This window comes from Syntrophobotulus glycolicus DSM 8271, from assembly GCF_000190635.1.
GTDB lineage: Bacteria > Bacillota > Desulfitobacteriia > Desulfitobacteriales > Syntrophobotulaceae > Syntrophobotulus > Syntrophobotulus glycolicus.
The window spans coordinates 2,620,164-2,641,154 of the sequence record NC_015172.1; the positions used below are offsets into that span (position 1 = coordinate 2,620,164).

23 protein-coding genes are annotated in these 20,991 nt (G+C 50.6%); 4 read left to right on the forward strand and 19 right to left on the reverse strand.

Annotation, left to right across the window (positions count from 1 at the left end):
- Positions 1-16 precede the first annotated feature (16 nt).
- The 4 genes from SGLY_RS12960 to spoIIR form a co-directional block, all read right to left on the reverse strand.
- On the reverse strand, positions 17-931 hold the full coding sequence (locus SGLY_RS12960) for a glutamate racemase (RefSeq protein ID WP_013625722.1): 915 nt from the start codon (positions 929-931) through the stop codon (positions 17-19).
- 175 nt (positions 932-1,106) lie between these two features.
- The gene (locus SGLY_RS12965; RefSeq protein WP_013625723.1) at positions 1,107-1,544 is read right to left on the reverse strand and encodes a MarR family winged helix-turn-helix transcriptional regulator; all 438 of its coding nucleotides are present in this window, start codon (positions 1,542-1,544) and stop codon (positions 1,107-1,109) included.
- 183 nt (positions 1,545-1,727) lie between these two features.
- Positions 1,728-2,420: a GerMN domain-containing protein gene (locus SGLY_RS12970; RefSeq protein WP_013625724.1), complete on the reverse strand. Its 693-nt coding sequence runs from the start codon at positions 2,418-2,420 to the stop codon at positions 1,728-1,730.
- A gap of 66 nt (positions 2,421-2,486) precedes the next feature.
- On the reverse strand, positions 2,487-3,083 hold the full coding sequence (spoIIR, locus tag SGLY_RS12975; protein ID WP_242822951.1) for a stage II sporulation protein R: 597 nt from the start codon (positions 3,081-3,083) through the stop codon (positions 2,487-2,489).
- 136 nt (positions 3,084-3,219) lie between these two features.
- Here spoIIR and SGLY_RS12980 point away from each other — a divergent pair, with 136 nt between their 5' ends.
- Positions 3,220-3,975, forward strand: coding sequence for a ZIP family metal transporter (locus SGLY_RS12980; protein WP_013625726.1), 756 nt, complete (start codon positions 3,220-3,222; stop codon positions 3,973-3,975).
- A gap of 110 nt (positions 3,976-4,085) precedes the next feature.
- Here the strand turns inward: SGLY_RS12980 and SGLY_RS12985 are convergent, their stop codons facing one another.
- On the reverse strand, positions 4,086-4,781 hold the full coding sequence (locus SGLY_RS12985) for a GDSL-type esterase/lipase family protein (RefSeq protein WP_013625727.1): 696 nt from the start codon (positions 4,779-4,781) through the stop codon (positions 4,086-4,088).
- A 212-nt stretch (positions 4,782-4,993) separates the two neighbouring features.
- On the opposite strand from SGLY_RS12985, the gene SGLY_RS12990 reads away from it, so the two are divergent.
- Positions 4,994-5,590, forward strand: coding sequence for a hypothetical protein (locus SGLY_RS12990; RefSeq protein ID WP_041444819.1), 597 nt, complete (start codon positions 4,994-4,996; stop codon positions 5,588-5,590).
- A 52-nt stretch (positions 5,591-5,642) separates the two neighbouring features.
- Positions 5,643-6,140 (forward strand): YlbF/YmcA family competence regulator, encoded by a 498-nt coding sequence (locus SGLY_RS12995; RefSeq protein WP_013625729.1) that lies wholly within the window; start codon positions 5,643-5,645, stop codon positions 6,138-6,140.
- Positions 6,141-6,219: 79 nt separating this feature from the next.
- Here the strand turns inward: SGLY_RS12995 and SGLY_RS18165 are convergent, their stop codons facing one another.
- The 3 genes from SGLY_RS18165 to SGLY_RS13010 form a co-directional block, all read right to left on the reverse strand.
- Positions 6,220-7,074, reverse strand: a complete 855-nt coding sequence (locus SGLY_RS18165; protein WP_013625730.1) for a hypothetical protein — start codon at positions 7,072-7,074, stop codon at positions 6,220-6,222.
- Between the two features lie 105 nt (positions 7,075-7,179).
- The gene (locus tag SGLY_RS18580; protein ID WP_013625731.1) at positions 7,180-7,851 is read right to left on the reverse strand and encodes a cell wall hydrolase; all 672 of its coding nucleotides are present in this window, start codon (positions 7,849-7,851) and stop codon (positions 7,180-7,182) included.
- Positions 7,852-7,964: 113 nt separating this feature from the next.
- A complete protein-coding gene (locus SGLY_RS13010) occupies positions 7,965-9,647 on the reverse strand; it encodes a S41 family peptidase (protein WP_013625732.1) in 1,683 nt (560 codons plus the stop codon).
- A 187-nt stretch (positions 9,648-9,834) separates the two neighbouring features.
- On the opposite strand from SGLY_RS13010, the gene ytvI reads away from it, so the two are divergent.
- Positions 9,835-10,908, forward strand: coding sequence for a sporulation integral membrane protein YtvI (gene ytvI / locus SGLY_RS13015; RefSeq protein ID WP_013625733.1), 1,074 nt, complete (start codon positions 9,835-9,837; stop codon positions 10,906-10,908).
- A gap of 11 nt (positions 10,909-10,919) precedes the next feature.
- Here the strand turns inward: ytvI and SGLY_RS13020 are convergent, their stop codons facing one another.
- From SGLY_RS13020 to SGLY_RS13065, 11 genes are all read right to left on the reverse strand, one after another.
- Entirely contained in the window at positions 10,920-11,504 is a 585-nt protein-coding gene (locus tag SGLY_RS13020; protein WP_013625734.1) for a TetR/AcrR family transcriptional regulator, read from the reverse strand.
- Between the two features lie 67 nt (positions 11,505-11,571).
- Positions 11,572-14,829, reverse strand: a complete 3,258-nt coding sequence (locus tag SGLY_RS13025) for an efflux RND transporter permease subunit (protein WP_013625735.1) — start codon at positions 14,827-14,829, stop codon at positions 11,572-11,574.
- Positions 14,826-16,040: an efflux RND transporter periplasmic adaptor subunit gene (locus SGLY_RS13030; RefSeq protein ID WP_013625736.1), complete on the reverse strand. Its 1,215-nt coding sequence runs from the start codon at positions 16,038-16,040 to the stop codon at positions 14,826-14,828. Before SGLY_RS13030 ends, SGLY_RS13025 begins: the two co-directional genes overlap by 4 nt.
- A 242-nt stretch (positions 16,041-16,282) precedes the next feature.
- Positions 16,283-16,420: a CD1375 family protein gene (locus tag SGLY_RS18170; protein ID WP_013623800.1), complete on the reverse strand. Its 138-nt coding sequence runs from the start codon at positions 16,418-16,420 to the stop codon at positions 16,283-16,285.
- A complete protein-coding gene (locus SGLY_RS13035; RefSeq protein ID WP_013623799.1) occupies positions 16,420-16,608 on the reverse strand; it encodes a hypothetical protein in 189 nt (62 codons plus the stop codon). Before SGLY_RS13035 ends, SGLY_RS18170 begins: the two co-directional genes overlap by 1 nt.
- Positions 16,608-18,476, reverse strand: coding sequence for a hypothetical protein (locus SGLY_RS13040; protein ID WP_242822952.1), 1,869 nt, complete (start codon positions 18,474-18,476; stop codon positions 16,608-16,610). Before SGLY_RS13040 ends, SGLY_RS13035 begins: the two co-directional genes overlap by 1 nt.
- Complete coding sequence (locus SGLY_RS13045) at positions 18,403-19,569, reverse strand: reverse transcriptase/maturase family protein (protein ID WP_013623797.1); 1,167 nt, start codon at positions 19,567-19,569, stop codon at positions 18,403-18,405. Before SGLY_RS13045 ends, SGLY_RS13040 begins: the two co-directional genes overlap by 74 nt.
- A 220-nt stretch (positions 19,570-19,789) precedes the next feature.
- Entirely contained in the window at positions 19,790-20,125 is a 336-nt protein-coding gene (gene avd, locus SGLY_RS13050) for a diversity-generating retroelement protein Avd (protein WP_013623796.1), read from the reverse strand.
- Positions 20,106-20,336 (reverse strand): PDZ domain-containing protein, encoded by a 231-nt coding sequence (locus tag SGLY_RS13055; RefSeq protein ID WP_013623795.1) that lies wholly within the window; start codon positions 20,334-20,336, stop codon positions 20,106-20,108. Before SGLY_RS13055 ends, avd begins: the two co-directional genes overlap by 20 nt.
- A gap of 31 nt (positions 20,337-20,367) precedes the next feature.
- Positions 20,368-20,682, reverse strand: coding sequence for a hypothetical protein (locus tag SGLY_RS13060; protein WP_013623794.1), 315 nt, complete (start codon positions 20,680-20,682; stop codon positions 20,368-20,370).
- A complete protein-coding gene (locus SGLY_RS13065) occupies positions 20,666-20,989 on the reverse strand; it encodes a hypothetical protein (protein WP_013623793.1) in 324 nt (107 codons plus the stop codon). The genes SGLY_RS13060 and SGLY_RS13065 overlap by 17 nt, the downstream gene beginning before the upstream one ends.
- Between the last annotated feature and the right edge of the window lie 2 nt (positions 20,990-20,991).

Sequence of the window (20,991 nt, forward strand, 5' to 3'; positions counted from 1 at the left end):
ATCCTTTTCCGCTTTCTTATTCAGCTGCCAGATCCTTTAACCGTACATCCCGGAGCCTGATCGAACCATCCATCAGGGTATTTCCGACAGAAACAAAAAGCCCGGGGTCGCCGCTGACAAAATACTTGACCTGACCTTGCTTCCACTGGTCTTCCTTCTCCCGGCTGTTTTGCCGCCGGCTTCCTTCTTTTTCGGCTTTCTCTATTTCCTTAAACGCCTTTCTCAGCTCACTGACGATCTCTACCGCCGGATCGACCAAAACGACCTTTTCCCCGACGAGATCCGTGATCGCAGAATTTAAGAAAGGATAATGCGTACAACCTAGAATGATTGTATCCACACCGGCCTCCGTCAGCGGAGCCAAATACATCCCGACAATATTCCTGGCCTGGTCCGAATCGGCCAGTCCGGCCTCAATCAGCGGCACAAATAACGGACAAGCCTGAGATTTAACCAGAGAAATCGGCTTCTCTCCGCTCTGCCCGCTGGCCCCGCTTTTCTCCGCCAGGGGACGCACCCCCTTTGTCAATACCTTGGTCACGGCCAAATGAAAAGCCTCGCTGGCTACCGTTCTCTCCGTGGCAAGCAGCCCGATCTTCCCGTTTCTGGTCATTTTCACGGCCAAACAGGCCCCCGATTCAATCGGCCCGATAATCGGCAAGTCAAAATCCTTTTTAATGACCGGTAAAGCATTGGCTGAACTGGTATTACAGGCAGCCACAATAATATCCGCTCCCTGGCTGATCAGGAAGGGGATAATCTGGCTGCTGAACGCGATGATCTCTTCCTTGCTGCGGCTGCCGTAAGGGGCCCTGGCCGTATCTCCGAAATAGACAATCCGAGCGTCGGGGATACTGGCCAGAATCTGTTTGACCACGGTCAGTCCCCCAACCCCGGAATCAAATACTCCAATCACATGATGTTTTGCCAATTGATCAACCACCTATGTTTTGTGCTCACAATTCAGTATTATCGTCTAATAATCAAATTTAAATATGATAGGATAATACTCCATTATTATATTCCTGTTCAGACAAATTTGCCATAAGAAAACCTGCCCGGCTTTGGCCTGACAGGCTGTATTGGGAAAAAAAGCTTCCTTGTCCTTATTCCCTCTCAAATTTATGGGCCATTGTCTCCAAAACAGAAATGATTTTTGTCAGTTCCGCCTGGTCATATGTGGAAATGATCCTCTTCAAATGATCCTGCCTTTGCTCGATCGCATCCTTGATCGCCTTTCTCCCTTCGGGCAGGATATTCAGGCGAACGACCCTCCTATCCCTTCTTTCACGAATTCTTTCCACATAACCGGCCTTTTCCAGCTTATCCGCCAAATCTGTGGCCGTACTGCAGGCCGACATAATTTCCTTGCATAATTCGCCCATGGTCATCTGGCCTTTTTCATAAATCAGACACAGCACATCAAATTGCTGTCTGGAAATCCCTATCTTTTCAGCCAGCTGGTTTCTTTGCTTTTGCAAGGATACACAAACCTTTTGAAACAACTGATCAAGGTGGCTGGTCAACTCTATATTTTCAATCACAAGTTCCCACTCCTACCACAAAGAATTTGAAAATTAAAAATATTTTTGCTTTGGCTTATTTTAACATATTTTTCACAGGAATACGAGAGGTATTTCATTTTTTCTTTCAGCCCTGCTGTATCTTTCCAATCGGCAATATTCAAAAATTGAAAAACATTACCCTTTTCTTTTTCGAGGAAGTCTCTAATTGGTAAAAATATTGACCGAGCTGGGTGAACCGCTGTCTGTCCCGGACGAATTGCCCGGTCCTGCCTGAATACTTTCTCCTGACGGATCATTGATCTTTTTTTCCGCTTCCTCAACCAGGTCATTGTTAAAGATAAGCTGATCTGTTTTTTGCCCGCGAAACGTTTTGATTTCCTCTCCCTCTATCCTGATCCGCACCGATTGGACAGTACTGAACTGAGTCAGGGTATTAACCAGTCCGTATAATACGGTTTGCGGCTCCGCTTTGCCATACGCCTGTAAAAACTCTTTACTCAAATCGACAGTCGCCGCTCCATCTTTTAAGGCAATGCCCTTCAAGACGGTTTCAGGATTTGCCGCGGCCTGAACCTCACCGGAAGCTGACTGTGGACCTTTGATCCATTGAACAGCCGATTCCTTAGCCAAACTGACCGTCTTGGGGATGGTTCTGTTTTCCACAATCAAGTTCTTTCCGGTCTTGTCCGGAAAGAACAGCTTGATGCTCTGTTCCCCTTTTACCGCGCTGACCGCCTGATCGGAAGAAAGCGCGGGACTGCTTTCCAGAAGCTGGGCAAGCGGTGTTTTTTCCCCTTCCTGTTTGATCAGACTGCTTAAAACATTGCAGCCTGTAAGCGGAATCAGCAGAAACAGGCCTAAGATGAATACGGAGCGGAACTTTATTTTGCGCATAGAGATTCTCCTTCCAAAGCAATACATTATTCTTCTTGTACAAGCATCATTATTTTAGATATATGCTTACTTCCCGGGAATAGAATGTTTCCCGGCAATAATATTCTTAAAAAACCGGCCCAGAAAGAAAGTGTATTTCCGTGGCTCCTTGCCGTCTACCGGGACCGCGGTCGCCTTTTCCACATTCACGAAACATATCGGCGGAAAAAGAATACACCACCAGTTTGCCCCTTCCGCCTTTCCGATTTTAATGCGGACCGCTTCATATTCTCCCGAAGGAAGGACAATGCTGCCGTAGGACTTGGCCGGAAAGAAATAATTGCCGTGCTCTATTTGCACAGAGTAGTCCCTCCCCCAATTCCGGACTACCCTCTGGGCCGCCGCCAGGATTTCAGGCTCCATGCTTTTCACGATCTCCCTTGACTCGGCAAGAGAAGACGATTTGGCCAAACGGGGAGCGGCCAGCTTTAAGATTTCATCCCTGACGGCATATTTCAGATCCTGATCATCCTCACTGTCGGAATTGGCAATCACATGAAAGCGGATGATTTCCGACGCGTCCGGCTGCGCGGGCAGATCTGCTTTTGCTTCCCCCCGCAATAAGGAAGAAGCCAGAAGCGAGACAATCAATAAAAGTAAAATTATTTTTTTTGTAGTGAACATTTTCATTTTCCCCTTAACGTCATTTTTTCTTTTAAAGAAAGTCTTTCCATTATTTACTTTTTTAAACAAGCAGAATAATCTATTTTTCCGCACAATAGAATGCATTAGCTGATGATTTCAGGAGGAAAACATCCACATGTCTTTGACCTCAGGACTATACCTCATCTATATCAGTACCCTGGCGGGCCTGGCGACTACCTGCGGCGCTTTATTTCTCATGATTCTCGGAGAACCGCCCGATTCTGTTTTTACGCTCATTTTAGGCGGAGCGGCCGGCATCATGTTGTCCGTCGTCACCCTTGATCTGCTGCCTGCCTCCCTCTTCTTTCAGCAGCCGCGACAGTTTTTTCTCGGTTTGGCGGCCGGAATCTTTTTCATGTACCTTACCGAGAAAATCATCAATCACTTGCAGCAGCTGAAAAATCGACATTCCGCGGCGGGCTGCAGCCGTTTAAAAGGGCTGGGCTTTCTGATGGCCGCCGGCATCGCTTTGCATGACCTGCCCGAAGGTATGGCGATTGCCGCCGGCCAGGAGACGACTTCAGCCCTGGGGCTTCTGATTGCCTTAGGCATCGCCCTCCATAACCTGCCTGAAGGCATGGCGATTGCCGCTCCTTTACTGCTGGCAAAGCTTCCGAAAAAAAAGATCGTTCTCTTGAACCTTGGCCTGAGCTTATTTACCCCATTAGGGGCTTTGTTCGGCTTAGGGGCCCTGGCCGTTTTTGAAACGATCATCCCTTTTCTCCTGGCTTCGGCAGCGGGGGCGATGGTCTATATGGCTTTGAACGGGCTTTTGCCTCTTGCCCGCAAGCGCAGCCCGCGCCTGGCCCTGATCGGCAGTGTTCTGGGCTATCTCCTGTTTATGCTCATCCTCTTCCTTCTTCCGCATTAAAAGTGACGCAAAATAAAAACAGACAGCTGCCGGCCCCCCCGCCCGGGGCCAAACAGCTGCCTGTCCTCTTCGTTTTTTCATCTTCCTCTTCTGATTGCGCGTCCGGGTCTCTATTTCAGCATTTTTGCCATATAATCCCCCATCACCTGGTGTCCGGCCGCATTAGGATACCTGTTGTCGCCGGTATCTGTATATTCCGCCTTCAATTTCCCGTCCTGGTCGGCCAATACCTGCTGAAAATCAAGAACAGTGAGATTGTTGTCTTTGGCATAGGAGCCTTCCCAGGCCCTGAAGCTTGCTATACTTTCCTCTGTCCCTGATATCGGCAGAGGAAGCACTAGGATGGGTGTGATCCCTTTCTCCTTCGCCTTACTGACCATTTCCTTGATATTATCCTGAAAGGTTTGGATTCCTACCCCTTTCACCGCGTCGGCATTTCCGGCAAAAAGAATTACCCGGCCCGGTTCCTGCGTGACGACCTTTTGCTCAAACTGCCCCAAAAGATCGGTGGAGGTCAGTCCGCTTTCTCCGGCATTCATCACCTCGACCCCCAATTGACCGGCAAGCTTGCTGGGCCAGGCATTCTCCGCCGTTCCGGGATAACCGGAGGTATAAGAATCACCGATACAAACGATCTTGGTATTCTTCAGCACTGCCCCCTGATTCCCGGCAGCATCCGAGCGGTTATTGACACCCGCTTTATTGTCAGCGCCTTTCCAGACGTCCATCATCCCCACGAATAATACCACACAAGTAATGAGCAATGCTAATTGAATGATTCGCTTTTCCAGTAAATATGTACGCATTTTCATTCCTCCCTCTTCTTTTTTCTACAAAAAAAGTGAGAATCCTTTACTGGAATTGTGATTTCTGTTTATTTTTTAACCACCCTTTTTCGGATCTTCTTCCACACTGAATGAAGTCAAATTGCATACCTTATATGAGGTAATTTATTCCAATAAAGCTTGATGAGGGGGAATGCCCGATCATTTTCCAGAAAAATTTATCTGATGAGGAAATGCGCGAAGCCAACACCCCCCTTACCTTTGCTTTTTATCTTGCCCAGCGTCTAAAGGAGATCCCCTTCAGCCCGGTAAGTCATTTGTTTTTCCCTGTTATTCGCTTTTGGTACCCCAATAGTATCTATTCCCTTATTTTTTTTGATCTTGCCGTGGCTGTTCTGATTAGATTCTCTTCCCTCTACAGCTCCAGCTGCAATCATTTGATCCCCGGCCTCAATCAAGCTTATCCCGACTACGGTACTCTTTGCCGGATTTACGCCAATCAGGCTTTCCCGAATCAGTCTTCTCTCCGGCAGGCTTTCCTGAAACAGCCTCCCTCCAGGCAAACCGCGGCAGCCTCTTCGTCTTCTGTCGAGCCAAAGCCCGATCCTTATACCATCACCTCAATCTTTAATCCTCCTCCCACCATTGAAGCCGATGTTCCTCCCAACCCCAGGAACTTCAGCCTGATTCTTTCCATCTCCGCTCCCTATCCGACTGCCGAGCATGCCGGAATAACCTTTTCCCTGATTCTTTTTGAGCAAGTCAATGTTCCGGCGTTCACCATACCCCTGCTCTCTCTTCTTTACTATTTCCTGGCCAATTTTCTGTAACCGGTAAATCGAAGATGCATAACCTGTTATAAACAGGAGGTGTCGATTGGCTATGGATTATATTGAAAAAGCCCGTGAGCTGGGTATCGCCTTGTCAGAAACTCCGGAAATCCAGCAGTTGAAAGAAGCTGAAGCCGAAATCAAGCAGGAACCGGATGCTTATCAGGGGTTTATCGAATATCAGGAAAAAGAAAAAAACCTGTTATCTTCCCAAATGTTTGGCAAGGTCGTTTCTGAAAAGGATTCTCTGGCCCTCATCGATCTGAAAGTCCGCCTGATCGGCAAATACCCCGTGATCCGCAAATTTTTCAACCAACAGCAGGAATTTGAACGGATCATGGCTTTAGTAAATCTGACCCTGACCACAACCATTTTTGGCATGCCGAGCGCGGACCAGCTGCCCTTTCCCAAGGAAATCAAAGATATGGCCCAAAAAATACTGGAAAATATCGGCGGCGGTCAGGATTCCCCTCCGCTGGACCTGTCCAGCCTCAAAGTTCCCGACGGCTTCAATCTTCCTGAAGAATTGTCTTTTCTGTTTAAAAAATAATCCTATCTTTTCATGAAGGGAAAAGACAGCAGGCCTCTTGCCCGCTGTCTTTTCCCTTTTTTCCGCCGGCCCAAATCTTCTACTCTTCCGGCTGACCGGTCGTCTGCTGCTGCTGGGGTACTTGAACAGGAATGCTCTGCTGGGAATAATTCTGCTGGAGATGGTTCTGCTGCGGATAATTCTGCTGATTCTGCCTCTGATTTTGCAGGCCATATCTGCTCTGCTGATAATCCTGCAGCCTCTGTCCCCCATAGTTCTGTCCCTGATAACTCTGGGACCGGTTAAACACTTGCTGCGGAATAAACTGCTGCTGGACCTGCTGCTGGACCTGCTGCTGAGCCTGCTGCTGAGCCTGCTGCTGAGCCTGAGCCTGGTTTTGCAGCTCACCCGGCTGCCCGGTCTGTTCCTGACCGGATTCCTGGCCGGGGACCTGGCCCTGGCCGGCTCTGCCTTTGAATATTCCGGTGGCCCGGCCTTTGACAAATCCCGCGGCTTTGCCGAATACTGTCCCGCCCGCTTTTTTCAACGGCCCCAGAAAAGCCAGGCCGCCCCCTAATCCGGCCAAAAATCCGGTTTTAACCTGAAGCAGTACGGGACCCTGGGGATAATGCCTGACGGACTGTGGGCTTTCCAAAGAAACGATGACTTTGTCATAGTGAACAAGGGGGACCTGACTTCTGAATCTAAGCTGATATATTCCACTGCCTGCCATAGACAGTGTCCCCGCGCAAAAACCGCTGCTTCCCTTTTCATCCACCAGATAAGCGGCATAGACAGATGGCGCGGAAGCGATCACTGAAGGCTGCGGAAGGTGGGCAACAAGCGAAAAGGAGTTGTCCCCTCCGATTGTCGCTATGCCATTTCCAACGATTCCTTCCACAGATTCCAGAACAAGCTGACGCGGCTGATTCATGGGCTGTCCGAACATCGACATCTCTTTTCCTCCTTATGTATGATATACAGCATATGCCGCGGAGGCCTGAGGTGTTCACCGCACTGACAAAAGCACAACAAACATCAGTTTGCTGTGCCTTCGTTTTTATACACAAAATGTGTGATTCCCAATATTCTTGATCACGGGCCTGGTTTTAATCCACTTATCTGTCGCGATTTTCGGATTATAGTAATACAGGGCCCCGTTCGTCGGATCTTTGCCTTCAAGGGCTGCCTTTGCCGCCGAATACGCGCTTTTGTCAGGAACAAAATCAATCTGGTTTCCGGCGACCGGAGTAAACTGCCCCGGATCAAAGATCACCTTTTTTATGGTTTTCGGGAAACGGGGATCTTCAACTCTGTTCAGGACCACCGCTCCGACAGCCACCTGTCCTTCAAAGCTCTCGCCCCTGGCCTCGGCAAAAATGATTTTTGCCAGGAGCTGCAGGTTTTCTTCCTCTTCATCAGATCCCCTGGACGGTTCTGCCGGGCTGTCCTCCCTTTTCCTTTCGGGGGCGGCTTCTTCCTTCTCCTGACTTTGATCCGCTTTGCCCGCGGGATTTTCATCCAGAAGCTGTACCGAAACAGTGATCTCATCCTGCTGTTCAAAAACTTTTGCGATATTAGGAACAATACATTGCCAAAAACCTGTTTTCAGCCCCATCAATTTGTCTAACAAGCTGTCTTGAGATTCGGAAGCGGCATAAACATTTTGCATACCAAAAATAAACATGAGCGCCGTAATGAAAATCATTTTACGGCATCGTCGGTCAACCAAAAAAATCACCTCTACATGAGAAATATATTCCTATCCTTTCCCATAACAGGTGATTTTTATACATTTGGTTGTTTATTTTCACACAAAGGAATGCTAAATTTTGGGCTGTTTGATCATTTTTCGGCCGTCAGGACCGTTGCCAAAATGCCGTTATGTTCCCTTCCGGCCGTATCCTTTATTCCGGGGTGGATAACCAGCCAGTACTCCGTCTGGGGGCTGAGCAGCTTCGTTGATAATACTTTAAACTGATCCGAAGACCCGTCAAAAATCAGTTCCAGCGGCATCCTTTCACCGGTCTTGACCTCAATCAGTTCGACCTTGTCCAGGGCCACCGAAGCCCGGTCAAGATCTTCCGGGAAGGTAATGGTAAAGGTTTTATTCAGCTCCACCCCGTCCAGCTTGCCGTTATTCAAATAGCCGGGATAAAACACCTTTTGCCGGTCTTTGAGCAGGCTGTCGGGAAAGGCCTCCCAGCCGTTTTTGCTCCCTATCTTCAAAGAACTCGCAGGCAGGGCATCCAAAATCTTATTGGCCGCCTGCCAAAATACTTCTTCCCGCATCTCCGCCAGAGAAAGCACATAGTCGCCGCCGGCGGCCTTGACCTGCAAATAGCCGTTCCTGTCCGCGCCGGTCCCCGTATTTGGGGAAGATTGGGCCAGTCCTCTCTGATTGAGCATCAGGACGGCTGCCGCCAGCTCATCTGTTCCGGTCAGATCAATCTGAGGCTTGATGCCGACCACATCAATCGCTGTTTTTAACGGTGAGTAAAACCTGGATAGGGATGTCTTAAAGATGTCTCCGTTGGACAACGTGAACAAGCCCTTCACCCTGCCCGAGCCATAGGTATTTTCTCCCATCACCAGGGCGCTCCCATAATCCTTCAAGGCGCCCGTCAAAATCTCCGAGGCGCTGGCCGTATACTGGTTGGTTAAGATAATGACCGGATCATTGAGGGTAAACTCCTGCCTGACCGGCAAATATTCCTCATAATCCTGGTTGCGGAACTTGGTATAATAGGCGGCCTGATTTTTAATAAAATACCCCAGGATCTCTTCCGCCTCTTTGGTGTAACCGCCGCCATTATAGCGCAGATCGATAATCCAGCAATCCGCCCCTTCTCCCTTCAGGTTCTTCACCGCCTCGCCGAACTGTTCCGACGCGGAATCTCCAAAGGAATACAGGCCGATATACCCGATGGCCTTATCCAGCATGACCCCTTCCACCTGAGGGAGGTTGATCACCGTCCGCTGTATACTCAGCTCCAAAGGGCTGCCGTCGCGTAATAGCTTGACCTTGACCGTCGTCCCTTCCGCCCCCCTGATCTTGGATACAATCAGCTCCGAGGTCTGGCCGGCCAGGGACTGTCCGTCGGCCTCCGTCATGATATCCCCTTCTTTTATCCCTGCCTGATCGGCAGGATAACCGGCATATACCCTGGTCACAAGGATTCCCTGCGGAACGACCTCCAGCTCGATTCCGATTCCGGTCACCGACCTGTCCAGGGTACTGATCAGGTTATTGTATTCCTGCGCCGTCAGGTACTGGGTATTGGGATCGCCGAGCCGGTTTACCGCCTCTTCGACGGAAGAAGCGTCAAGAACCTCCGGCTTGACCTCATCGACAAAATTATACTGTAAAATTGTTTTTACCTCTTCCAGGACGGAATCACCGGCATAGGCCCTCAAAGGAGACCCGAAAAGAAAGCCGAACATAAAGATCAATGCCGTGAGTGAGGCCAACAAATACGGTTTATTCAAAATTTTTCCGTTTATTATTTTCATTTTCTGAATTTTCATCCCCTGAAATCCCCCTGCTTTTTGTTTTCTGATTGTCTTAATTCAACAAATAAACCGAACCTCCTTCTCTGTTATGGAAAATTTACCGACAGGCCCAAACATTCTGCCCCGGATTGATGGTATAATATAACAATATTAATTATAATAATAACAAAATAATGAATCAATTGATAAAAGGATGAAGATCATGACCAGTTATACAGAATACGCCAAAAAAGTCCTGGTGGTCGTCGGGACCCTTGTTCTGACCCTGCTCGTTCCTTACCTCATCTTTACGACCTTTCCCCATTTTGTACCCTTTATCCTGGCCTATTTTACGGCCACCGCCCTTGACCCCCTGACCTGTCAGCTCGGCAGGCGGTTAAAAATTCCCCTCGTTCCCGCGGTCGTCATCACCAATCTCACTTTTCTCGGATGCCTGGCCTTTCTTTTTTTCTTTCTTGCCAGCCGGATCTATTTGCAGTCCCTGGACCTGTTCTCCTATATCCAGGACCATCTTCCCCAGATTCAGGCCTGGTTCGGCCTGCTCAGCAAAGATATCTCCAGCCTGCTTGAGCTTTTGCCGCCCGGCCTGTCCCTCCAGCTCACCAACGGCTTGAATAATCTGCTCAGCGAGATCACCAACCCGAACCTTTTTGCGGCCCTCGGCCTGTATACCTACGGCCTGTCCACAGCAATTCCCAATTTCTTTTTCCTCGCCATCATCTATTTTGTCTCCGTTTTTCTTTTCCAGCTGAAATTAACGGAAATCCACAGCCGGTTTTACAGCTTTTTCAAGGAATCCTCCAAAAAAAAGGTGCTCTTCATCTTCAGCGACCTGCGTCAGGCCACTTTGGGCTTTTTGAAAGCCCAGCTGATTTTGAGCACCTTAACTTACATTCTTTCTTTCGCCGGCTTAACCCTGCTCGGAGTGAAATATGCCTATGTGATTGCCTTTTTCATCACTCTGGTCGATGTTCTGCCTATCCTTGGCACAGGCTCGTTTTTTGTTCCCTGGGCTTTTGTTACGCTCCTTTTGGGCAACACCTTCCTGGCCGCTGGACTGCTGGTCGTGTTTATCATCATTCTGGTCATCAGAAGGGCTCTGGAGCCGAAAATCCTCGGTGAAAGCATCGGCCTGAGCGCCCTGGCCACGCTGATGAGCATCTGGCTGGGGTTCAAAATCATCGGGGTCGTCGGCATCTTCCTGTTCCCTCTGGCCCTGATCCTGTTAAAGGCCCTGGCCAAAGTGGGGATCATCAACCTGAACTTCAAGGTGTAAGGCCGGCCAGACTACCTGCTCGTTCCATTGATGCCGTGAAAAATCATATCGGCGACTTCCTCATATAAAATCGTCTCCGGATTTTCCTGCTGGAAAATCACGCTCTTGTTGCAATATTGATTGATTGTCCCGATAATGACCGCTGCCGCCAGCTCTTCATTCAGGCCTTCCTTCAGTTCCTTTTCAGCCTTGGCTTTTTGCAAAACCTCCCGCCAGAGCTGTGTAAGCCTGGCGTTCTGCTGGAGGATCGCCGCCCCCATTTCCCTGGCCTTCACCTGGGAGGAGCACAGGATCTTCAGCACCGGCGAATGCTTATGAATGAAGGAAGTCTGATACCGGGCAAAAGCGATGATCTTGTCTTTGATGGTCTCTGCGCCGTCCATACTTTCCTTCATCTCTTGAATAAAAATATTCGCGGCAAATAACATCGTTTCATCAAAAAGCTGCTGCTTGCTTGGAAAATATTCATAGACCGTTCCCTTACCGATCCCTGCGGCCCCGGCGATCTCCTCGATCCGGGCCCGTTCAAAGCCCTGCTGAAAAAATACCCTGACCGCCGCTTTAAGAATCTGAATTTTGCGTTCCTCCCTGCCCATGCTCCAACCCCTTCTTCTGTTATTCATCCTGCTGAGAATGTTTTCATGCCGGCTTCCGGGTCCCGGTCTACCCCTGAACAGGGTTTCCGGGATCAATTGCTACTGCCGGTTTTTCGCTGTCCCCTGTTTTGTCCCCGCCCTTGCCGGAAAAGAACATCCCCTTCACCTTGTTGCTGAAATCGTCAAAGAGGGTATACATCACAGGAATCAGCACCAGGGTCACAACTGTGGATAAGGTTAACCCGAAAACAACGACGATTGCCAGGGGGGCCTGCAGCTCCGCTCCTTCGCCAACCCCCAGCGCCATCGGCAGCATAGCGAGAATGGTCGCCAGCGCCGTCATCAGAATAGGCCGCAAACGGATGGGCCCGGCCTTGATAATGGCCGTATTGCGGTCTTCATGATAGACCTTGCGCCGGGTATTGATATAGTCTACCAGGACAATGGCATTGGAGACGACGATCCCCGCCAGCATAATCAAACCAATAATAGAGTTTACGCTTAACGACTTGCCGGTGAGAAACAAACCCAGAATCCCTCCGGCAAAGCCAATCGGCATCGAAAACATGATCACAAACGGATAGAGCAGGGACTCAAACTGCGAGGCCATCACCATATAAACCAGGAGAACGGCCAGGATCAAGGCCAGGCCCAGATCGCCAAAGGCATCCATCATCTCTTTCTGCTGACCGGTCATCTCATAGGTGTACCTGTCCGGCATCTGGTAAGTATCCAAAGCTTTTTGAATATCCGTGGACACGCTCCCGACATCCCTGCCGCTGAGCTGGCTGCTGACCGTAACTGTGCGCACCTGGTCCTGGCGGGCAATGGAAACCGGCCCTCTCTTGATTGAGATATCGGCGACCTGGTTCAGGGAAACCGTATTTCCCGCCGTATTGTTAATCGGGATTTGCTCCAGGGCCTGAATATTTTGCTTGAAATTCTCATCGCCCCGGATAACCACATCGATTTCCGTTCCGTCATATTTGTAGCTGGTCGCCGTTGTTCCGGCCAGAGAAGCCCTGACCGTCGAAGCGATCTGTCCCGCCGTCAACCCGTACTGGGAAGCGGCCTGGCGGTTGACACTGATCTCAACCTCCGGGATTCCGTCCTCATAGCTGGATTTGACTTCACGGGTGCCGGGGACCCCTTTAACAATCCCCACAACATCATCCGCGACCTCCTTCAGGGTCTCCAGCTCCTCACCTTTGAGGATAATGCTGATCGGCTCCCCGGCATCCCCCATGGACATGCTCTGCAAAGGAGCAACCTTAAGCTCGGCCCCCGGAGTATCCTGAATCAGTCTCCTGATCTCATCGGTGATCTCCTGAACACCGCGGCGCTGAGCCAGAGGCACCAGCTTGACGTTCATGGTGCCGGTATTGCCCTTGGCCGCGACCAGGCCGCTTTCACCGGCAGAACCGGCTTCGATAAATACCGTGTCGATTCCCTGCACATTTTCCATTTTCCCCTCAAGCTCATTCATGAAAGCCGCCGTATTCTCCACCTTTGAGCCATCAGGCAAAGTTACCGTCACCTGGACATAGCCCTCATCAGACTGGGGCATAAACTCCGACCCGACAAAAGCCAGGGAAGACATACAGAGAAAGAAAAACACGGTTGTAAACAAAACCACCTTGACTCTGTGGGTCAAAGACCAGGCCAGGATATCTTTATAAACACTGAGGAGACTCTCGTAGCCCTGGTCAAATTTGGCGTAAGCTTTATTGAACAAGCCCCGGATTCTCAGAAAATACCTGGCGGGCTTTTCCTCAGGCGGACGCATGCCGCCCTCGGCTTTGGCCATGGATTCCACATCAAAATCCTCCCCATCCGGGGCCTTGTCCTGATGATTGATCTTCAGCAGTTTAGCGGCCAGCATCGGCACCAACGTGACGGCCACCACCAGAGACGCGGCCAGCGAAAAGCTGACGGTCAGGGCAAATTGTTTGAATAAGGTTGACGTCAGGCCCTGCACGAAAACAATTGGCAGAAAAACCGCCAGAGTGGTGAGTGTGGAAGCCATCACCGCCACGATCACCTCCGAGGAGCCCTTGACCGCGGCCTCGGTTCTTGAGTACCCGTTCTGACGGAAACGGTAAATATTCTCCAGCACAACGACCGAATCATCGACCAGCCTGCCCATTCCCAGGGCAAGCCCCCCCAGAGTCATCATATTCAGGGTAATATCCGAGAAATAGAGGATGCTGAAGGTCGCGATAATGGAAATCGGGATAGAGGTGGCAATAATCAAGGTTGTGCGGACATTGCGCAGAAACAGGTACAAAATCAGGACCGCCAGCAGCCCGCCGACCATGCCTTCATGAAATACCTGGTTGAGGCTCTTCTTGACATAATCGGCAGAGTCATTGACTAAGGTGATATTTACACCGTCAAGCTCTTTTTCCAGACCGGCGATTTCCGCCTGGGCCGCTTCCGAAACCTTGACCGTATTGGAACCGGATTGCTTCATCAGGGAAATATTGATACTCGGCTTGCCATTGGCCTTGGAAATCGTCGTCTGCTCATCCGGCTTCAGCTCCACATCCGCAATGTCCATCAGCTGGATATTGGCCCCGTTCCCCAGCGGAACCAGGAGCTGTTTAATATCGTCCACCGACGAAAACTCTCCGGTGGTTTTTACCGTAAGCTTTTGGGACCCTTTTTGGACATCTCCGCCCGGCAGGTTGAGGTTTTCCGCCTTCAGTATCCCGGCCAGGGTATCCAGGCTGATCCCGTAACCCTGCATTTTTTCGGCTTTGGTGCGGATCTCCACGATATCCTCGGTCCCGCCCCTGACATCGACCGAGGCTACACCTTCCGCCCTCTCCAGCCTGGGCTTCACCGTATCCTCCGCCAGCTTCTGCAGCTCGGAGAGGCTTTTCCCCTCTGAGGACAAAGACAGGGTCAGGATCGGCATAGACGTCGGATCGAATTTAAAAACCATGGGACTGCTGACATCATCCGGCAGTGCCCCTTTGACCAGATCCACCTTTTCCCTCAGATCGAGGGCGGCGTTATTCATATCCACTCCGTAATTGAATTGGACAATAATGAGCGAGCTGCCCTCAGAAGAGGAGGAGGAAATGGTTTTTAAGTTCTGTACGGTGCCCACGGCCTGTTCCAGCGGCTTGGTCACAAGCTTTTCCACTTCCTGAGGACCGACCCCCTGGTAAGAGGTGCTGACGACCGCCACCGGAATATCCATATCCGGCAGCAAATCAAGAGGAATACGGGTATAGGAAACTATCCCCAAAATAATCACAATGAGGACACACATTAATACCGTAACCGGTCTTTTGACCGAGGATTCAGATATTCTCACTGCTGAGCTCCTCCTCCCGCTTTACCGGGTTCTGCCGTGCCGGCAGCATTCCCTTCCACCGCCTGCCCGTCTTTGGTCACCACCTTGATCTCCGCTCCGTCACTGATCAAGCTCTGGCCTTTGACCACAATCACATCACCGGCAGCCAAGCCGCTGACGATCTCGGATTGCGTGCCGTTTTCCAGCCCCACGGCGACCTCCTTCTCCGTGACAAGGTTATCCTTGACCAGATAAACCACATTCTTTTCCTCGTGGAAGACCACGGCATCGGTAGGAATGACCAGGACATTGCTTTTGGAGGCCACACTCAGGGTCACATTGGCAAACATCCCCGGTTTGATCTTTCTTTCCCCGTTACTAAGATAAACCTTCAGGCTGTATTTTCCCCGGGCATCCGCGGCCACGCTGAGCTCCTCAATCTTGCCCCCGGTTTTCAGGGACGCGGACGGGATCGAGACCTCTGCTTCCTGCCCGTTCTTAATCTGATTGATCTCTTTTTCACTGATACTGACCTCGACATAGACCCTGTTCAGGTCAACCACGGAAGCCGAAGGAGCGGCACTCGTCGCCATCGTGCCGATACTGACATCGAAAGAGGTCAAAATCCCGTCAATCGGGGCCTTGACATCCATATCGGACATCGTCTGCTCTACGGTATCATACCCTGCCTTGGCCTGAGCCAGCTGGCTCTCAATGGCGGCTTTTACCGCGTCCGACGCCGCTAATTCCGCCTGATCCAGCTCCACCTTGCTGATGGCCCCGGCCGCATATAATTCCTTCATCCGCTCTACATTTTTCCTGCTGTTTTCATAATTATCCATACTGGTCCGGTAATTGGCCTCAGCCATCTGAAGCGTGGCCGCAGCCTGGTTGTAGGCACGCGTGACATCCGTTTTATCCAGACTGAACAGCACCTGGTCCTTTCTGACATAGTCCCCGACTTTGCCGTAGACCGCGGTCACCTTACCGGGAGTTTTGGCCAAAACCGGCGCTTCCTTATCGGCCTGAACCTTGCCGCTTAAGAGAACATTGGAAGCAATATCCTGAGCTTTGACCGTCAGGACCTCGACAGGAGTATAGGTCTGTCTGTTTTGCTCCTCAGCCAGTTTCGCCGCTTTATCCCCCATGGCCTTGACCACCTTCAGGCCGATAAGGGCAAGCAAGATGATCACTACCGCAGCGATAATGATCCGTTTCTTTTTCTTGTCCATTTCTTTCCCCCTGCATCTATGTAATCACTGATTTATTGTAGCCGGACAAAATTTTTGGCAAAAAGGGACAAGATTTTTGGCAAAAATTACACCGTTTCTCAGAAGTATTTCCGAGGTATCGTTCGCTTGCATCGACCGCCCCGGAGGGGGTGATTCATGCAAAAGAGCGAGGCCATTTAAGACATCCGGGAGGGAGCAGCCGCGAGGCCGCCCCTCCTTTTGTCTTGCCCGGTTTAAGCGGTCTATGCGCCTTCCACTTCAGCCGCCAGATACTCAGCCACCGGGACGATGTACTCTTCAGGGAGGGACTCGATGTCCCTTTTCTCCCTCTTAATGAGTGCAGCGTATACGGGAATCATGTAATTCTTGACTGCTGCCATTACTGCCCGCCTCCTTGTGTTAGTGTATTGACACGCTCTTCAAGCGCGGCAATCCTTGCATTTGCTTCAAGCAATTCCTCAAACAGTCCGGCCACGGCCTCATAGAGGTCGATATTTAGTTCTTGGGCCTTTTCTACCTTTTCCCTCTTGATTTCAGAGAGAGGCTTTGGATTTAACAATTCAGGCATTACTCAAACGCACCTCCAAATCCATTTATTGAGACTTCGCCTTCATATCCGGGGTTTTTGACAATATGGAAGCGGATGTTTACGCCCCATCTTGTCGCCGTTTTCTCCGCATTGATGAAGTTATAGACTCGGTTGATGAAGACCTGCGCTGTGATGTCTTCCCATGTCGGATTGTCGTCAAAAGCGTTATTACAAGCGTACACGTAGGCCTCCGCGCCCTCGATGTGCCATGTTGGAGTGACAAGGACTTTGGTTGCCATCGCATCGGTCTCGAACGGAGTCGGGAACTCGAACAGGATTTCCGTCTCGTTCTTGCTGAAGTTGAAGACTCTAATCGACGTCGCAAAATTGGTGTCTACAGCCTCAATCTTGAGGGAGTGTGACCCGTTTGTCAGCATGAGCCACTTTTCCTCCGTGAGGGTGATTGTGGCCTCTGTGCCGAGCTCTGCGGTGTATGCTCGGATGACAGTATCGTCAATTTTTTCGGTGATAATCACCGCATCGCCTTCGACGTCGTTCACAATGTAGGTCTTTGAGAAGGCTCCCGTCTGTTGACCGAGGTCTTCATCCACTCCCGAGATGCTCGGCGCGGCGTTTACGCGCTTGAAAGTGTATGTCCTGTACGCCGTGCCACCCTTGCCGTCGCTGACCTCAATCCGAGCCGTGTTGACCGAGTTGAGAGCTAAGCTGAAGAGCTTTTCGTTCGTGATTTCAAGCGTGAGCGTCTGTCCTTTCGGGGCGTTGTTTATCGTTCTGAGCGTTTCAGTATTGAGTTTCTCGACAACTGTCAGTGTGTCTCCGTCCGTGTCATTAACCGTGTACTCAATCTGAAAGCCGAGGTTTTTATCCCCGAGGTTTTGGTCACTTCCCGAGACGGTCGGAGCTGCGTTCACTCTTTGGAACGTCCATACTCTTGTAGCCGTGCCGCCCTTGCCGTCATTGACCGTTACGGAGACGGTATGAGTGCCGAGGCTGAGGCTTGTGACCGGGACGTTGATGCTGTATGTTTGCCCCCGGACTGCATTCGTGAAGGTGTTTGTCTGCACGCCGTCGCGGTATTCCGTTACTGTGAGCACGTCGGACGCATCGGTGTCATTGACCGTGTAGGTGATTACAAAGTCCGCGTTTTTGTCCCCGAGATTTCGGTCTATGTCAGAAATCAATGGGGCAGTATTCAGTACTTCAAGGACGGGCCGCCAGCCGACGATGTCGGTGCGATTCGACTGCCCATTGTTGTTCCAATAGCGGGCCGAAATGTAGCCGCGAAGCGCACGGGTAGCGGTGTTGCCTGTGTAGGTCTCTTGACACCATGAATACATACCCGCCCAATGCCAAAAATCGCCATGAGTGCTCGTGTAGTCAGCCGTTGCAAGGGTAGAGTCAAGGTCTGCCGAAGTGGGAGCAGGGAGCCCTGTGATGACCTCCTCGCGGGTGACGAATCTGTCCCACTCGTTTGTAGCCGGAGAACCGCCGGAGTAGGCGTCCGTTCCGCTCCTGTAGTTGCTGCCGCCCGTCAGAGCTCTCAGCTTGTACTCGGCCCCGTCAATAGTGATGGTTTTGCCAAAAATACGATTGTCGCCGTTGAGGTCGTCCCACGACACATTAGCCAGGATGACCCTGTCACAAATAAGAAGGGTCTTGTCTCCGTCCTTGATTTTGTGCCATTTGAGCTGATTCGCTTCAGTTCCCGGAGTGTTGCCGATAGTCCAGCTTGACATCGTGGTCAAGGTGTTAAAGTCGGCAATGTCTCCGACTGTACTCTGACCTGTCGGCGCGGAGCTGATGCGCCACGGTTTAGTGGGGCGAGGTTGGATTACTCCGCTCTTGTACAGGCCGCCGAGATTGATTGTTCCGAGATATTCTGCCAAAATAAATCTCTCCTTCCACTTTGATATAGGGGTATGGTGCGAAAATCTTCTTGCAGAGGTTGAAGCTGCATGACCAGCGTGCATATCCGAGCCATGAGCTCACGGCCTGAACGACTTCCTTCTTGGTCATTTCCCCGGCCTTTTGCTTTTCGTCCATACGCTTAATGCGTCGCTTCATCGCCTGTTTTGATTTATCCCTCAATAGGCGGTGAGTCGTCCAGATTTTGAAGCCATAGGCATTGACGCCCTGCTCCAACGGGAAAATCTTGGTCTTTTGGTTAGTCTCAAGCCCGAGTCGCTCCTCAAGGAACGTCTTGATTTTTTTGAGGTACTCCTGGGCCTGTTCCTTCGTTGGCGTCACGATGCAAACATCGTCCATGTACCGGGTGTAATACTTCACCTTGAGGAACCTCACGCAATACTGGTCGAGCTTGTCGAGGTAGATGTTCGCCATGTCCTGCGAGGTCACGTTCCCGAGCGGTATTCCTTTTTCTCCTTCCGGGCTTGAGTCAATGATTTTGTTAAGGAGCCGGAGAAGTTTTTCGTCCTTGATTTTCTTTTGAAGGATTCTCTTCAGGATGTCCCTGTCGATAGAGTAAAAGAACTTTTTGACATCTATTTTGAGAATCCATCCTCCGCCGTGCTTCCATTTGCACAACCTCATGTTATGCTGAAGGTGTTCGACCGCCCTGTGATTCCCTTTGTCCTCTTGGCAAGCAAACGAGCCTTTGATAAATACCGGCTTATAGACTTCCTTGAGAACGCTGTGAACCGCGAATTGCACGGTCTTGTCCCGAATATGAGGAGCGGAGATATTTCTCTCTTTCGGCTCGAAAACCTTGAATCGAATGTACTTCCCGACCTCATATTCTTCATCCTTGAGGTCTCGCCACAAGTGGACGAGATTCCTCTCCCTGCACATATCGAAGATGACGGCTTCCTTTTGGAATTTCCGCGCTCCTCGTTGTGTCTCACGGTATCCTTTCGCTATGTTGTCGTAGTCAACAACTGCGTCAAACAGCGGGCTTTTAGTAGTGTTCGTCATAATGGCATCCCTTTCATGAAGCGGCTTGGCAGTTATGACATTGTTCATGTGTTTACACCGTTTCCACAGTGAAGGATTGCCCCTCCCTTGAAGTATAACAAGGACTCGCCGATGAAGCCGTGACCGCATCGGACGAAAGACTTACAGGGCGGGCCGCCAGCCGACGTTGTCGTTGCGATTCGACTGCCCATTGTTGTTCCAATAGCGGGCCGAATTGTAGCCGCGAATCGCACGGTTAGCGGTCAAACAGGGACAACCCTGTGAGTAGTTACTTTTTCCCGTAGTGGGCCTTTATCAGACCCCCGCATATGCGCCCGAGCTCGGAGATTTTCTCTTGCAGCTCATAGGCTTTCTTTTGGGTGATGTACTTCTGATTCCTCGCCATCCCAAAATGAATGAGCAGGAGCTTCAGGTCTGCGTCCACCTCCCGGAGGTAATGGATGCGGTCATCCGTCTTGAGTGCGCTGTACATCATAGTGTTTCGGATGACCCTGTAACATGCCTGTTTTATCTCTTGGCAGAGGCAAAACTTCTCGGACTGCGGGAAGTTCCTCAAAAGGGGATAAATCCTGTCAAGGAAGATTTCAGCTTTCTTCTGAAGCATGGAAGGCTCCACGAATCAAACACCTCTTTTCCCGCAATCTCTCAAGTTCTTGGACGTCTCCGTAATACTCGCATCCGTAGTCGGTGAGCTTGATTGTCGCTTTCTTGTCTGTCCCTGTGATGATGCCGGAGATGATGAAGTCATCATCCTTGAGGCCGGAGCAATCACCGTCGCATAAAGGAACCAATTCACTGAACAAGTTCCCTATCATGCAGCTCAGCTCCCTCCTCGGGCACGCCACTTTATACATAGATTTTCCGCGCCACCGGGTCATAGATGCCGTTGCTGAGCTTGATGTTGCTGAGCGAGCTGAAGTTCTCAATAAACACGTTGTTGGTCATATTATTCAAGGTTGCATCCTTGACGACCTTGAGCTCAGCCTGAAGCTGTGCAATAGAGGCATCCTGAGTTATGGTCTGCGCGGTGACTGCCTGGATGCCGTCGTCCATATGACCGAGATTGTTCTCGCTCAGCGGCGTCCCGTTCTGGATGACTTCGCCCGTTTCCTCGTCGACGACATGGTCTTTCCATCCGACTTTGCTATAAGGATTCAACACTTTCAACCTCCATTTCTGTAAAGCGGTACTTAAAGGCTACATAGAGCCCCTTGCTTTGTGGTTTCGTAAAGACCCTGTCGGTCAGCGCGACCACATCGCCGTCATTGTCGACGAGCTGCACGTTTGAGACGCTGCCGACAACCGCATCGTCAAAGTAGACGTAAATCTTCACGACGTCTCCTTCAACGATAGACTTGAAAATCGGCCTTGTCTGCGGAGCTCCGTTGAGGCTGTACGCCGCATGATGGATAGAGCTCGCGAACCTTTGGGCCTGTTTGTTTAGGCCGATGCCCGTCAATGTCTTCATGG